General features: G+C 72.9%; 11 protein-coding genes. 9 read left to right on the plus strand and 2 right to left on the minus strand.

Annotation, left to right across the window (positions count from 1 at the left end; genetic code table 11):
• The first annotated feature begins 2 nt into the window (after positions 1-2).
• The 6 genes from ACNYC2_RS19730 to ACNYC2_RS19755 all read left to right on the plus strand — a co-directional run bounded on the left by ACNYC2_RS19730 (position 3) and on the right by ACNYC2_RS19755 (position 8,617).
• Complete coding sequence (locus ACNYC2_RS19730) at positions 3-983, plus strand: FAD binding domain-containing protein (RefSeq protein WP_419703424.1); 981 nt, start codon at positions 3-5, stop codon at positions 981-983.
• Positions 980-3,220, plus strand: a complete 2,241-nt coding sequence (locus ACNYC2_RS19735) for a xanthine dehydrogenase family protein molybdopterin-binding subunit (protein WP_419703425.1) — start codon at positions 980-982, stop codon at positions 3,218-3,220. Before ACNYC2_RS19730 ends, ACNYC2_RS19735 begins: the two co-directional genes overlap by 4 nt.
• Before the next feature lie 311 nt (positions 3,221-3,531).
• A complete protein-coding gene (locus tag ACNYC2_RS19740; protein ID WP_419703426.1) occupies positions 3,532-4,152 on the plus strand; it encodes a (2Fe-2S)-binding protein in 621 nt (206 codons plus the stop codon).
• Positions 4,152-5,126: an FAD binding domain-containing protein gene (locus ACNYC2_RS19745; protein WP_419703427.1), complete on the plus strand. Its 975-nt coding sequence runs from the start codon at positions 4,152-4,154 to the stop codon at positions 5,124-5,126. Before ACNYC2_RS19740 ends, ACNYC2_RS19745 begins: the two co-directional genes overlap by 1 nt.
• A gap of 39 nt (positions 5,127-5,165) precedes the next feature.
• Positions 5,166-6,341 carry an XdhC family protein gene (locus tag ACNYC2_RS19750; RefSeq protein WP_419703428.1) on the plus strand — a complete coding sequence of 392 codons (1,176 nt, stop codon included), beginning with the start codon at positions 5,166-5,168 and terminating at the stop codon, positions 6,339-6,341.
• An 11-nt stretch (positions 6,342-6,352) separates the two neighbouring features.
• Positions 6,353-8,617 (plus strand): xanthine dehydrogenase family protein molybdopterin-binding subunit, encoded by a 2,265-nt coding sequence (locus ACNYC2_RS19755; RefSeq protein WP_419703429.1) that lies wholly within the window; start codon positions 6,353-6,355, stop codon positions 8,615-8,617.
• A 90-nt stretch (positions 8,618-8,707) separates the two neighbouring features.
• Here the strand turns inward: ACNYC2_RS19755 and ACNYC2_RS19760 are convergent, their stop codons facing one another.
• Entirely contained in the window at positions 8,708-9,889 is a 1,182-nt protein-coding gene (locus ACNYC2_RS19760) for an oxygenase MpaB family protein (protein ID WP_419703430.1), read from the minus strand.
• A 53-nt stretch (positions 9,890-9,942) separates the two neighbouring features.
• On the minus strand, positions 9,943-12,285 hold the full coding sequence (locus ACNYC2_RS19765; protein WP_419703431.1) for a beta-galactosidase: 2,343 nt from the start codon (positions 12,283-12,285) through the stop codon (positions 9,943-9,945).
• 107 nt (positions 12,286-12,392) lie between these two features.
• On the opposite strand from ACNYC2_RS19765, the gene ACNYC2_RS19770 reads away from it, so the two are divergent.
• Genes ACNYC2_RS19770 through ACNYC2_RS19780 form a run of 3 tightly spaced genes read left to right on the plus strand, consistent with a single transcriptional unit; the run spans position 12,393 to position 15,047 of the window.
• The gene (locus tag ACNYC2_RS19770) at positions 12,393-13,073 is read left to right on the plus strand and encodes an ArsR/SmtB family transcription factor (RefSeq protein WP_419703432.1); all 681 of its coding nucleotides are present in this window, start codon (positions 12,393-12,395) and stop codon (positions 13,071-13,073) included.
• Positions 13,070-14,368: an MFS transporter gene (locus tag ACNYC2_RS19775; protein WP_419703433.1), complete on the plus strand. Its 1,299-nt coding sequence runs from the start codon at positions 13,070-13,072 to the stop codon at positions 14,366-14,368. Before ACNYC2_RS19770 ends, ACNYC2_RS19775 begins: the two co-directional genes overlap by 4 nt.
• Positions 14,369-14,402: 34 nt before the next feature.
• A complete protein-coding gene (locus ACNYC2_RS19780) occupies positions 14,403-15,047 on the plus strand; it encodes a class I SAM-dependent methyltransferase (protein ID WP_419703434.1) in 645 nt (214 codons plus the stop codon).
• Positions 15,048-15,073 lie beyond the last annotated feature (26 nt).

Raw genomic sequence — 15,073 nt, forward strand, 5'->3', positions numbered from 1 at the left:
GCATGTTCCCCTTCATCTACACCAGAGCGGCCTCCGTCCACGACGCGATAGTGGCCGGCGGGCGCGGCGGCCGGTACATCGCCGGTGGCACCACCCTCGTCGACCTCATGCGCGAGACGGTCGAGCGCCCGGGCGCCCTCATCGACATCGCCGGCCTGCCCCTGTCCGACGTCAGTGCCACGCCAGGAGGCGGCCTCCGTCTCGGAGCACTCGCCCGCATGGCGGACGTCGCCGCGCACCCCGTGGTGCGGACGACCTACCCCGCCGTCGCGCAGGCGCTGGAGCTGAGTGCCTCGGCGCAGCTGCGCAACATGGCCACCATCGGCGGCAACGTCATGCAGCGCACGCGATGCGCGTACTTCCGCGACGTCTCGGCGCCCTGCAACCGGCGCGAGCCGGGTTCGGGCTGCTCGGCCCTGGAGGGCTACAACCGCACCCACGCCATCCTCGGGACCTCCGAGCACTGCGTCGCCACCCACCCCTCCGACCTGGCTGTCGTCCTGACGGCGCTCGAGGCCACCGTGCACCTGCTCGGTCCGGAGGGACGACGGGCGACACCGATCGGTGACTTCCTGCTGCCGCCCGGCGACACGCCCGACCGGGAGCAGGACCTCCGGCCCGGCGAGCTGATCGTCGCCGTCGAGATACCCCCGCTCCCACGGCCGCTGCGGTCCGGGTACCTGAAGGTGCGCGACCGGGAGAGCTACGAGTTCGCGCTCACCTCCGCCGCCGTCGCGCTGCACATCAGGGGCGGCGTGATCCACACCGCCAAGGTCGCCGCCGGCGGGGTGGGCACCGTTCCCTGGAAGCTCCCGGCTGTCGAGCGGTACCTCGTCGGCAGACGTCCGTCACCCCGCCTCTGGGCACAGGCTGCCGAACGAGCCACCGAGGGCGCCCGGCCACTGGTCCACAACGGTTTCAAGACCGAGCTGCTGCGACGCACCGTCGAACGCCAGCTCCGCATCGTAGGAGAGCGCGCATGACCCCACAGCCAGATCCGCGGTCCGCACGACAGCCCCAGGCGGCGGTCGGCTCGCCGCGGTCCCGCGTCGACGGACGCCTCAAGGTGACCGGCCAGGCCCGTTTCGCCGCGGACCACGGCCCCGCGGACGGCATCGACGGAATCGTGCACGCGGTGCTCGTGGACGCCACAGTCGGCCGGGGAAGGATCACCGGCATCAACACCCGCACCGCCCTGGCCGTCCCGGACGTCCTCACCGTGATCCACCACGGCAACGCGCCCCGGCTGCCCTACCGGGACAACACGTTCCCCGACTCGATCCACCCGCCCGGCGAGCGGCTGCGCGCCTTCCAGGACGACCGCGTCCGGTTCTTCGGACAGCCCGTCGCCGTCGTCGTCGCCACGACACCGGAGGCGGCGCGGCACGCCGCGCGTCTCATCGAGGTCACCTACGACGCCGAGCCCCCGCGGCTCGACCTCACGACGGCACCCGCCCACGAGCCCGACGTCTACGCCCGCGGCGATGCCGCGGCCGCGCTCGCGGCGGCCCCGGTGCGGCTGGAGATGACCTACCGGATGGCCCGGAACCATCACAACGCGATGGAACCGCACGCGATAGTGGCGCGCTGGGACCGCGACCGGCTCACCGTCTGGGAGAAGACCCAGTGGGTCGCCGACCCCAGGAACGAGCTCGCGGCGGTCTTCGGGATCCCCCAGGCCGCCGTGCGGTGCTACTCGCGCTTCGTCGGCGGAGCGTTCGGCAACTCCGGACGCACCTGGGTCCACTCGGTAGCGGCGGCGCTGGCGGCCCGTGAGCTCCGTCGCCCGGTCAAGCTCGTCCTGAGCAGGAGGCAGCTCTACTTCGGTGTCGGGTTCCGCCCGGCCTACGAGTACGGCGTGCGCCTGGGCAGCGAGCGGGACGGCCGGCTGACCGCCGTCGTCCACGACGTACGGGGCGAGACGTCCGGCTACGAGCGCCACTCGGACGACCTCGCACTGGGCCGGATGCTCTACGACACGCCGAACTTCCGGCAGGAGGTGCGGCTCGTTCCCCTCGACATCAACACGCCGACGTGGATGCGTGGCCCAGGGTGGTCCACCACCGCGACCGCCCTGGAGACCTCGCTGGACGAGCTGGCGCACGAGCTCGGCATCGACCCGATCGAGCTGCGGATCCGGAACGAGCCCGCGGACGATCCCGCGACCGGTCAGCCGTTCTCCACCCGACGGCTCCACGAGTGCTACACGACCGGCATGCGCGAGTTCGGCTGGCACCGGCGCAGCCCCCGCCCGGGGACCGTGCGCGAGGGCGACTGGCTGATCGGTATGGGTATGGCGGCCGGGGCCTACCCGGCCGAGAGCGCCCCCGCTCAGGCGCACGCCCGGCTCGGCGCCGACGGGACCGTCGTCGTCCGTTCGGCGAGCAGCGACATGGGCCCGGGCACGACGACGTCGATGGCGCAGGTGGCCGCCGACGCCCTCGGCCTGCCCATGTGGAGCGTGCAGTTCCAGCTCGGCGACTCCACGATGCCCCCGGCCCCCGTGCACGCGCTCGCCTGGACCATGGCGAGCGTGGGTTCCGCCGTCCAGGCGACCTGCGACAGGCTGCGCCGCAAGGCGATCGCCCTCGCAGTCGGCGACGAACGGTCACCGTTGCACGGCGCACCCGTGGACGAGGTCCTCGTACGGCGCGGGTGGCTGCACACCCGGGAGGACCCGCGTCGTGGTGAGACCTATCAGCAGCTCCTGGCGCGCAACGGCCGGACCCATCTCGAGGCGGTCGGTGGCTACGAGCCGCCCGAGGAGATCCGGTACTCGATGTACGCCTACAGCGCGGTCTTCGCCGAGGTCGCCGTCGATGCCCGGCTCGGGATCGTCCGGGTCCGGCGGATGCTCGGGGTCTTCGACGCGGGCCGCATCGTCAACCCCAAGCTCGCCGACAGCCAGGCCCTCGGTGGCATGATCGGCGGCCTGGGACAGGCGCTGCTGGAGCACACCGTCACCGATCCGCGTGACGGCCGGATCATGAACGCGAACCTCGCCGACTACCTGGTACCGACCAACGCGGACACGACCGACATCCGCGCGATCTACGTCGACAGCGTGGACAACGAGGCAGCCCCGATCGGCGTCAAGGGGCTCGGCGAGGTCGTGCAGGTCGGCGTGGCACCCGCGATCGTCAACGCCGTCTTCAACGCGACAGGACGCCGCGTCCGCGACCTGCCCATCACGCCCGAGGCCCTGCTCACGCACCAGTGAGCCGTTCGGTCGCTTGAGCGGCGTGCTCGAGCATCGGACCGCGCGGAACCTCATGGGTCCCGGGCCGCGGATCCGACCAGGCAGGCGCCGATGGTCGTCTCGTGGACCGAGCCCTGCGGGTTCGAAGCCTCGACGTCGAGCGAGGTCTGTCTCGTGACCTGCTCTCGCGCTGGTCAGGGTCGGATCGACAGGTCCTGGATGTCGTTCGCCCCGGTGTCCAACCTGGGACCAGCACCGAGCCCGGAGACCACGCGGATGGTCACGGCGCTGTCCTTCCCTGCCCGAAGCCGCGACCAGCCAGGAGAGACTCGATGAATCCAGACAACGATGCGGGACACGGCCGTTCGGGTGTGTCCCGGCGGAGCTTCCTGGGCGGCGGTTTGGTCGCCGCCGCCGTGACACCACTGCTGAACGCGACGGCCGAGGCAGAGGCGGCGGCCTCCGCCACCGCGGACGACGTGGCACAGGTGCTGGTGCGGGCCGCTGTCAACGGCGCACCGGTCACGGTGCTGGTCGACCCCCGGGCCACGCTGCTCGACACGCTCCGCGAGCGGCTGGACCTCAAGGGCACGAAGAAGGGCTGCGACCGGGGCCAGTGCGGCGCCTGCACCGTCCATGTCGACGGGCGGCGCGTGCTGTCCTGCCTCACCCTGGCCGCCGCGACGACCGGCCACCAGGTCACCACCATCGAGGGCCTGGCCGACGGCGACCGGCTCCACCCGATGCAGCAGGCCTTCATCGACCACGACGGCCTGCAGTGCGGCTTCTGCACCCCCGGACAGATCATGTCCGCGGTCGCGATGGTCGACGACGAGGGCCCCGCCGGTTCCGACGATGAGATCCGCGAGCGCATGTCGGGCAACATCTGCCGCTGCAGCGCGTACCCCCGCATCGTCGACGCGATCCGTGACGCGCAGCAGGTGATGCGCTGATGCGGCCCTACACCTTCGACCAGGCGCGCACGGTGCGCGAGGCGGTCCGGGGCGCTGGACCGGACACGGCGTTCCTCGCCGGCGGCACGACTCTGGTGGACCTGATGAAGCTCGAGGTGATGACCCCCGAACGGGTGGTGGACATCAACGGGCTCCCGCTGGACGGCATCACCCTGGACCGCAAGGGCGTGCACATCGGTGCGCTGGAGCGGATGGGCGACGTCGCCGCCCACGCCGCCGTGCGTGAGCACTACCCGATGGTCGCGCAGGCGCTGGAGCTGAGTGCGTCGGCGCAGCTGCGCAACATGGCGAGCATCGGAGGCAACCTGCTGCAGCGCACGCGGTGCGGCTACTTCCGTGACGTCACGACGCCGTGCAACAAGCGCGAGCCGGGCAGCGGGTGCTCGGCGCTGGAAGGGATCAACCGCGGCCACGCCGTCCTCGGCACCAGCGACACCTGCATCGCTGCCCACCCCAGCGACCTGGCCGTCCCGCTGGTGGCCCTGAGCACCGTGGTGCACCTGGCCTCGGCGCGCGGCACCCGCAGCGTGCCGCTCGACACCTTCTACACACTGCCGGGCAGCACGCCCGACGTCGAGAACGTGCTGCGCCCAGGCGAGCTCATCACCGGCATCACGGTGCCCCGCTCCCCCTGGGCCGCGCACTCGCTCTACCTGAAGATCCGCGACCGGCAGTCCTACGAGTTCGCGCTCACCTCTGCCGCCGTCGCGCTCCAGCTGCGCGGCACCACCATCGCGCACGCCCGGATCGCCGTCGGCGGGGTGGGGACCAGGCCCTGGCGGCTGCCCGCCGTCGAGCGTGCCCTGACCGGGCGGCCCGCCACCTCCGCCACGTTCGAGGCCGCCGTGACCCGTGCCGCGGACGGCGCCGAGCCGCGCGAGCACAACGCGTTCAAGCCCGCGCTGCTGCGCCGCACGCTGGTCCGCGCGCTGACCGAGCTGCAGGGGTCCTGATGAGCGACCGGTCCGACGGTCCCCGTCCAGGCGGCGATCATGCTTGAGCTCGCCGCCGAGCTGCTCGACCGGGCCCGCCGCCGGGTCCCGTTCGTGACCGCCACCGTCACGCACGTGGACGGCAGCGCACCCCGGCAGCCCGGCTCGTCCCTGGTCGTCGACGCCGAGGGCGCGGTGCTGGGCAACGTGTCCGGCGGCTGCGTCGACGCCGCGGTCCACGAGGCCTGCCACGAGATGCTGGCAGGGGACCACCGGCCCCAGGTCCTGCGGTTCGGGTACACCGACGCCGACGCGATCGGCGTCGGCCTGACCTGCGGCGGCACGATCGAGCTGCTCCTGCGGCACCACGACCCGGCCGCCGAACCATGGCTGGAGCAGGCGCTGGCGGACGCCGTCGCCGGCCGGCCGGCAGCCGTGGCCACGGTCGTCCGCGGCCCGGACACCCACCTCGGCGCGGCGGTTGTCGTGCGCCCAGGCGGGCCAGTCACGGGGTCCCTCGGCGACGGGCCGCTCGAGCAGGTGGCCGCGACCCACGCGGCCGAGCTCCTGCATGCCGGGCGGACCGGCACCGTCGAGATCGGGGTGGCCGACAGCTACTGCCGGGAGCCCATGACGCTGCTCGTGGAGTCCAGCGCCCCGGCCCCGCGGATGCTCGTCTTCGGCGCCATCGACCACGCCGCCGCGCTGGCCCGGCTCGGCGTCTTCCTCGGCTACCGGGTGACCGTCTGCGACGCCCGGGCGACGTTCGCCACCGCGGAGCGGTTCCCGGACGCGGAGGTCGTCGTCGAGTGGCCGCACCGCTATCTCGGGTCCCAGGCCGAGGCCGGGCTGCTCGACCGGCGCACCGTCGTGTGCGTGCTCACCCATGACCCCAAGTTCGACCTGCCGCTCCTCACCACCGCCCTGCGCCTGCCCGTGGCGTACGTCGGGGCCATGGGGTCGCGCCGCACCCACGAGGAACGCCTGGCCCGGCTCCGTGAGGCAGGCCTGAGCGATCACGAGCTCGACCGCTTGCACTCGCCCATCGGGCTCGACCTCGGCGCCCGCACCCCGCAGGAGACCGCGCTGTCGATCACGGCGGAGATCGTCGCGAACCGGCACGGCGGCTCCGGCGTACCGCTGAGCACCGGGGTGCCGATCCACCGCGGCGTCGTCCAGCACGACGTCATCGACAGCAGCGTCCTGTCGCCGCGCCCGCTCACCCACAGCAGCTAGAAGGAGTCACGATGCCCCGTTCCCCCGTAGGACGCGAGACCGACCGCGTCGACGGCAGGCTGAAGGTCACCGGCTCGGCCGAGTACTCCGGTGACTACCGCGCCACCGACCTCACCCACGCCCACCTCGTCACCAGCACCATCGCCCGAGGCAAGGTCACCGGGTTCGACACGGCGGCCGCGCTCGACTCGCCCGGGGTGCTGCGCGTGTACACCGCGCCGGATCGCCGCCTGCCGCTGTACCTGGCCACCGGCCAGGCCGCCGGCTTCACCGAGAACTACCTCCCGCTGAACACGGACATGATCCACTTTCACGGCCAGGCCATCGCGATGGTCGTCGCCGAGTCCCCCGAGCAGGCACGCGACGCCGCGGCGCTGGTCACCGCGACCTATGACACCCAGCCGCCGCGCACCTCGATCGCGGACGAGCCGCGCGTGCCGGCCGGCCCCACCATCAGCGGTGCGCCGAGCAGCCTCAACATCCTGGCTCCCGGCGTCGGCTCCATCGACGCCGCGCTCGCCGCCAGCGACGTCGTGGTGGAGGCCGAGTTCCACCAGAACATCCAGCACCAGGCCGCGATGGAGCCGCACGCGGTCCTCGCCGTCTGGCACGGGGACCAGCTGACCATCCATGCCGGCGCGCAGATCCCAGCGGCGTACGCGCTCGGGATAGCCCAACGGCTCGGCGTCCTGCCGCAGAACGTCCAGCTGATCACGAAGTACGTGGGCGGCGGGTTCGGCGCGCGCGTCGTCCTGTGGAGCGACACACCTCTGGCCGCCGCGGCGGCCAAGGAGCTCGGCCGGCCGGTCCGGCTGGTCCTCACCCGGGAGCAGATGTTCACGCTGACCGGCCACCGTTCGCACCTCACGCAGACCGTCCGGCTGGGCGCCTCCCGGCAGGGAGTGCTCAACGCCGTCAGCCACCGGAGCGTCGCCGAGCGGCCGAGCACCATGGCCTTCACCATGACTCCGGCCCACTCCACGTCGGACGCGCTCTACCGCACGCCGAACCTGCACGTCGACGCGCAGCTGGCCGTCCTCGACATCCCCGGGAGCCGGGCGATGCGCGGACCCAACGAGGCCCCCGGGTCCTTCGCCCTGGAGACGGCGATGGACGAGCTGGCCGTCGCCACCGGCGTCGACCCGGTCACGCTGCGACTGCGTAACAACGCCGCCACCAGCCCCTCCACGGGCCTGCCCTGGTCGAGCAAGCACCTGGAGGAGTGCTACCGCGTCGGCGCGGAGAGGTTCGGCTGGTCCGCGCGCAGCGCCACGCCACGCGCACGCGTCGACGGACAGTGGCTGTACGGGGCAGGAATGGCCACAGCCATCTATCCCGCACACCGCCGGCTCGGGGTCGTCGTCCGGGTCCAGCTGCGCAACGACGACACCGCTGTGGTGTCCACCGCCACGTCGGACCTCGGCACCGGCTCGTGGACCATGGTGGCGGTCACCGGCGCCGACGCCCTGGGCATCCCGGTGCAGCGGGTCACCCCGGAGATCGGTGACACCGCCCTGCCTCCGGGGGCACCCGCGGTCGGCTCCAGCGGCACGCATGCCACCGTGCCGATGGTCGTGGACGCCGCCCGGAACGTCATCGCCGAGCTCAAGCGGGCCGCCGTCACCGCGGAGCGGTCGCCCTGGCACGGAGCGGCGGTCGAGGACCTCCGCTACGAGCGCGGCATCCTGCACGGGCTCGGCCACTCGATGACCTTCGGCCGCCTGCTGACCGCCATCGGGTCGCCGGGCATCCACATGGAGTCCGCGCCGGGCGGCCAGCCCGTCCCCGGATACGTGCACCACAGCTTCGGTGCCCACTTCTGCGAGGTCCGCGTCAACCGGTTCACCGGCGAGACCCGCGTCACCCGGTTCACCACCGTCGCCGACGTCGGCCGGGTCATCAACGCCAAGGCGGCCCGGAGCCAGCTCGTCGGCGGCGTCATCTTCGGCATCGGACATGCCCTCCTGGAGGAGAACCACCTCGAGCTCCGCACCGGCCGTCTGGCGAACAGCACGCTGGCCGACTACCTCGTGCCCGTGAACGCCGACGTCCCCGACATCGACGTGGTCATGCTCGACCGGCCCGACCCGGTGCTCACCGGACTGCTCGGAGACGGCAGCGAGGACGTCGGCACCCAGAGCCTCGGCGCCCGGGGCCTCGGCGAGATCGGCACGGTCGGCTCGGCGGCCGCGATCGGCAACGCCGTCTACAACGCCACCGGGATCCGGGTGCGCGACGTGCCCATCACGCTCGACAAGCTGATCGACCACCTGTAGGCCCACCGGACAGCGGAACGGCTCCGGACCATCACGTGGTCCGGAGCCGTCCGGCGTCCTGCTCTATGGCTTGCTCAGGTCATGGCTTGCTCAGGTCGCCGCGACGTGGTCCTGGTAGGCGGCTCTGCCGTCGTCGAGGGCGGCGACCAGGCCGCGGAACGCCCGGACGCCGTCCTCCACCGACTCCTGCACCGCTCCGGGAACCTGCAGCTGGTAGCGACGCGCCTTCGCCTCCCCCGCCGCCAGGAGCGGCAGCACGGGCGTGACCGGGGACTCCGCGATGCCGAGCCCAGCGGCCGCCTCGCCGTGATAGCGGCCGGCCAGGGCATTGAGCAGGTCGCGCCAGCCCGCGGCGTCCATCGGCGACTGCGGCAGAGCGGCGAGGTTGGTGGTCGCCGCGTCGAACAGCGCCCCGACGAGCGCCCGGCTGTTCTCGTCCGGTGCCGCGGACGTCGAGTCGAGCAGGTCGAGGAGCTCGCCGGCCTGTTCGTGGCTCTCCGTGCCGAGGAAGAACTCCTCGTCCAGACCCAGCAGGTGACCCACGTACCACCAGTAGCGGTAGAGGCGGGACTGCTCCTGGCCGGTGAGCCGGTACCCGATGGCCTCCAGGAACGTGAAGGGTACGACGGTGAAGTCGAGCCAGGTGCGCGCGACGTCGGCCTGGTTGATGGGCACGCCCCATCGCTCGGTGTCCCAGCCGTGCGCCGTGGCCGAGGCCCGCACGCGGGCGTGCAGCAGCCGGACCTGCACGGTCTGCACGTAGCCAGGAGCGCCGCGCTGCAGGCCGCCAGGCAGGACGACCGAGGCGTTCCACAGTCCGGTCTCGGCAAGACGACGCGGCGCCGTCGCGGTGAGCCGGCCCGTACCCACGAGCAGTCGCGCGATCGACGGCGACCGGTAGGTGTGGGCCAGCGAGCCACCGGCAAAGGCTAGGCCGCGCCAGTGCGGCGGCACCGCGAGCGAGGTCAGGTCGCCCTCGTCCAGCAGCTCGGGCGCGACCCAGCCGGGCACGGTCTCGGTATGGGCGAGCAGCGCGCCGACGGCCGGCGGGGCGTCCGGCACGCTCGCCCGGCCCTCGGTGAGGCCCTTCTGGAGCGCGGCGCGGGCTGGGCGGCCGAGCTCGTCGAGCTCGACGACGACGGCGTCGGCGAGCGGGTCGCCCACCTGCAACGCCCGCAGCATGCTGTCGATACGGTCGCCGTGGCGGTCCCGGGCCGCAGCGAGATCGACGGCTCGCTCGGGCACGGACGAGACATTCTTCGAAACGGTCATGCGGTCATCCAAGCCGCCTCAACCGACGGTATCCACGGCCTCCTGGTCCCCCTCTACTCCCGTGCGGCCGTCCAGGTGATGCGCTCGGTGACGGTGATCGAGTCGAGCGCCGCGAGCTGCCCGTCGGTCTCGCGTCGTCGCGCCTCGGCCGCCGTCGGCAGCCAGACGGGGTTGTCCGGATGCAGGGGCAGCACGACGAGGCGCAGCTCGGCCGGCAGCGCGCCGAGCGTCCCGAGGTCGAGCCGCCACGGCGTGCCGTCCCAGAACCTGTCGGCGACGACCGTGCCGTCGACCTCGAGCAGCGCCACGTCGCCGGCCCATTCGACGTCGAGGACGGCGTCGACGCCCGGCTCCGCCGTCCACGCGGGCAGCTCGACGGTCCAGACGGCGCCCGTCCGCCGCACGAGGCCATGGCTCGGGGCCGCGCCGCGTGTGGTGGTGCCGCCGTAGCTCGCGGGTGCCTCGCCGGGCGTACGTTCCGCGACGACGGCGCACGCGCCCGAACGCGGCTCGGCGTCCGGGCCGGCGAGCCGCACGAACTGACCCGACGCCGGTTCCCAGCGCTCGACGGCACCCGCCGTCGTGCCGGTCGTCCGCGCGGTGAGCGACCCGTCCGCCGCGGTCCAGAGATCGTCGTCCGCGACCAGCAGCGTGCGCCGGCCGCCGCGGTCGAGCACCCAGGTCCGGGCCGCCCGGTCCGGCCCGAGGACGAGGACGTCGAGCGCCGCCCCGGTGGTGCGCACCTCCAGCAGGGCACTGTCGTCCGCCGTGACCGCCCAGGCGCCATCAGCAAGAGCGACCGCTCCCGTCCGCGCGACGACCTCCACCTCGCGATCGGCGAAGGCCAGCGTCGGGTCGATGCCTCGTTCCGCGCGGAGCACGAGGGTCGGCCGCTTGACGCCGTCGCCGCCGTCGTCGTCGAGGATCGTGACCGCCGAGGCGGTCGCCCACTCGATCTCCGGTGCGCCCGCGAGGCGCAGCCCCACGGGCCAGCGCGCCGTCGTGCCCGCGGGGACCGTCACGGGCGCAGCGGGGAACTCGACGACGCGGTCCGTGAGCTCGACGGCGAACCGGGTCGGGTCGGCGTCTCGCATCTCGACGTACGGCTGGTGCTGCCCGATCACGACGAAACCGCTGGTCCCGTCGCTGCGCAGCGCCCACCGCAACGTGCTCGTGTCGTCCTGGTCCGCGGGCAGCGTCTCCGGCATCGACGCCGACATCGTCGCGACACGGTCACCGAAGGCGGCGAGGAACGCGTGCTGGTCGCGCAGCAGGTCGAACGAGGGTGACCTCGAACCCGCCGCACCGATCGGCGCGTGGAAGTCGTAGTCGAACACCGGGAGGTCGTTGGGGTACCCGGTCGCGAGGGATTCCTGGAGGCCCGGGCCGCGCCAGACGTTGCTGCCGCCGGCGTACATGTAGTAGCCCTGCCAGACCGAGCCGTTGCCGATCTTGGTGTGGGCGATCGCCGCGATGTCCGCGGGCCGGAGCACGGGCCGCCGGTGGTAGGACGCCGCCATGCCACCCCCGAGCTCGCAGGTCGCCGCCGGTCCGCGGTGCCCGGACGTCGTCGGCGGCGCCGAGGCTTCCTCTCGCTGGTCCGAGCCGATGCCGGGATCGTCCCAGACGTGGCCGAAGAAGTAGTGCGCCCGGAAGCTGACGTCCCACGGGTGGTCGGACGGCACCCAGAACCCGTCGCCGTACCCGCCGTACAGCGGGACCACCTCGTCCGGCAGCTCGGCACCGCCCCAGGCGGTCGCCGTCCAGATCGACGCCTCGATCCCGGCCTCGCGGGCCATGCCGATCAGGGTCCTGATGTGTCCGGGCTGGTCGTAGAGCTCGTTCTCGATCTGCACCGCCACGACCGGCCCGCCCGGTCGCACGCGGCCCGCCAGATGAGCGCCGAGCGCGCCGAACCAGGTGCGGACGACGTCGAGATAGCCGGGATCGTCGGTGCGATGCCGGACGTCGAGGCCCTGCACCCAGTCGGGCAGGCCGCCGTTGCGGACCTCGCCGTGGGCCCACGGCCCGATGCGCAGGACGACATCCAGCCCCGCGGCCTGAGCCGTGTCGACGAACGCGGCGACGTCGAGGCCGCCGTCGAACGACACCTTCCCGCGCTCCGCCTCGTGATGGATCCAGATGACGTAGGTGGAGACCGCCGTCACGCCACCCGCGCGCATGAGTCGGAGCCTGCGGTCCCAGTCGGAGCGGGGCACGCGGGAGAAGTGGAGCTCGCCGGAGACGGGGATGACCAGGCGGCCGTCCCGGCTGAGGTGCGTGGGCCCTGCGACCAGTCGCCCGCCGGTGGCGCTGACCGCCTCGGACGGCGCGAGGGGTGCGGTCCACTCCTGGAACCGGCTCCGGGAGACGCCCTCGGCGGAGGCCAGGTGCATACCGTTTCTCTCCTTCGAGCAGTGGGTGCTGCGGCCGGGCGAGCCTATATGTGACAGGCGACCGACAGTGCTACCGTGTTCCATGGATTTTTGGAATACGGTGTGGCATGTCCAAGTCTGATCTGTTCGAGTCCTTCGCTCGAACGGGCAAGGCGCTGGCGAGCGGCAAGCGACTGGAGCTGCTCGAGCTGCTCGCGCAGGGCGAGCGTCCGGTGCAGCAGCTCGCATCGGTGGCCGGCCTGAACCTCACCACCACATCGGCGCACCTCCAGCTGCTCCGCGACACCGGCCTGGTCACCTCCCGGCGAGATGGCACCCGTGTGCTGTACCAGCTGGCCGGGCCGGACGTGGCTGAGCTGGTCATGCTCATGTTCCGGGTGGCCGAGCGGCACCGCCCCGAGGTCTCGGCAGCGGCGGCAGGGATGCGCTCGCGGCTGCTGCCCGACGGCGTCAGCGTCATCGACCGTGCCGAGCTCCTGGACCGGTCCCGGCGCGGTGAGGTGCTGGTTCTGGATGTGCGCCCGAGCGAGGAGTACGCCGCCGGCCACCTGCCCGGCGCGGTCTCGATCCCAGCTGGAGAGCTCGCGGATCGCCTCGCGGAGATTCCCGCCGACGTCGAGGTCGCCGCCTACTGCCGAGGCCGGTTCTGCGTGCTGTCGTATGACGCCGTGCACCTCCTGACCGACCACGGATACACGTCCCATCTGGTCGCGGACGGCGTGATCGAGTTCCTGGCCGACGACGTCGCACTGACCACAACCACGCTCCCGGCCCGAGCCACCTCATGACCGACACCGCAGCCTCCGCAGATTCGACCGCCGCAGCGCCCTGGGTGGACGGCACCCCGCCCGAGCAGCGCAGGGTTCTCTTTGCGCTGGTCCTGGCCCAGGTGTTCAGCGGGGCCGGGCTCGCGGCCGGGATCACGGTCGGGGCGCTGCTGGCCCAGGACATGCTCGGCACAGCCGGGCTCGCAGGGCTGCCCAGCGCCCTGTTCACCATCGGCTCCGCCGCCGCCGCCGTCGTCGTAGGGCGGCTGTCGCAGCGGTCGGGGCGACGAACCGGCCTCGCGACGGGCTACGCGGTCGGCGCCGTGGGGGCGCTCGGTGTGCTCCTGGCCGCGGTCGCCGACTCGGTCCCGCTGCTGTTCATCGCGCTGTTCGTGTACGGGGCGGGGACGGCGACCAACCTTCAGGCGCGCTACGCGGGCGCGGACCTGGCCCCGCCGCACCGCAAGGCTCGTGCGGTGTCCACGGTGCTGGTCGCGACCACTCTCGGTGCGGTCGCCGGGCCCAACCTGGTCACCGTGACCGGGTCGGCCGCGGCCGCCTGGGGAATCCCGCCCCTGGCCGGGCCGTTCGGCCTGGCCGCTCTCGCCTACGGCGCCGCCGCGGTCGTGCTGGTCCTTCTGCTGCGACCCGACCCGCTCCTGCTCGCACGCGAGCTCGGTGCGGTTGAGCAGGAGATCCAGGGAGCCACGGACTCTTCAGGGCCCCTGCTCCCGGCCGCTGCGGGCCTGCCGGCCGGGGTTCGTCTCGGTGCCGCGGTCATGGTGGTCACCCAGGCGGTCATGGTCGCTGTCATGACGATGACGCCGGTCCACCTGCAGCATCACGGCCACGGCACCGCCGCGATCGGCATCGTCATCGCCGTGCACGTCGCCGCGATGTACCTGCCTTCGCTCCTCTCCGGGTGGCTCGTGGACAAGTACGGGGCGCGGGCCGTCAGCGCACTCGCCGCCCTCACGCTGCTCGCCGCGGGACTCGTCGCGGGCCTCGCGCCGGCGGGTGCGGTGTGGGCGCTGGCCCTGGGGCTGGCTCTGCTCGGGCTCGGCTGGAGCCTCGGGCTGGTCGCCGGGACCACGCTCCTGAGCCGCGACCTGCCCCTGCACAGCCGTGCCCGCGTGCAGGGCAACGTCGACGTCCTGGTCGCGATCGCCGGAGCCGGCGGCGGAGCGCTGTCCGGCGTGGTGGTCGCGGGCGCTTCCTACACTGCCCTCGCCCTCGGTGGGGGCGTCCTTGCGCTGTGCCTCCTGCCCCTGGTCCTCCGACGGCGCCCTCCGGGCAGCTCGCCCTTCCCCGGCTGACCATCACCGGCTCACCGACCGACTGGAGTACGTCGTGACAGCAGCACCCGACCCGACCGCCAAGGCCCTGCGCGTCTGGGAGAAGATCGCGCCGAGCTACGACAGGAAGATGGCCTTCGCGGAGAAGGTGCAGTTCGGCGGGGGCAGGCAGTGGCTCGGCGCCCGCGCCGAAGGCCGCGTCCTGGAAGTAGCGATCGGCACCGGCCTCAACCTGCCGCACTACCCGACAGGCGTCACCCTGACCGGGATCGAGCTGAGCCCCGCGATGCTCGCCAACGCCGAACGGCGCGCCGCCGAGCTCGGCCGCGGCGTGGACCTGCGCACCGGCGACGCCGAGCACCTGCCGTTCGGGGACGAGTCGTTCGACACGGTGGTCTGCGCCCTGTCGCTGTGCACGATCCCCGACCCCGTCGCCGCGATCGCCGAGATGAGGCGCGTCCTGGTGCCCGGCGGACGGCTGCTGCTGCTCGACCATGTCGGTAGCACCTGGCCACCGGTCTACGCCGCACAGCGGCTGGTGGAACGGCTGACGATCCGAGCAGCGGGTGAGCACCTCACCCGCCGTCAGCTCCCCCTGGTCCAGGCCGCCGGGTTCGACGTCGTCGAGTCCGAACGTCTCAAGGCCGGGACCGTCGAGCGCGTCTTCGCCCGCAAGCCGGCGGCCGTCAGCAGGGGCTGATATCCCAGCTGATCGCCAGCCGGTGG

This window comes from Promicromonospora sp. NFX87 (assembly GCF_048564965.1).
Lineage (GTDB): Bacteria > Actinomycetota > Actinomycetes > Actinomycetales > Cellulomonadaceae > Promicromonospora.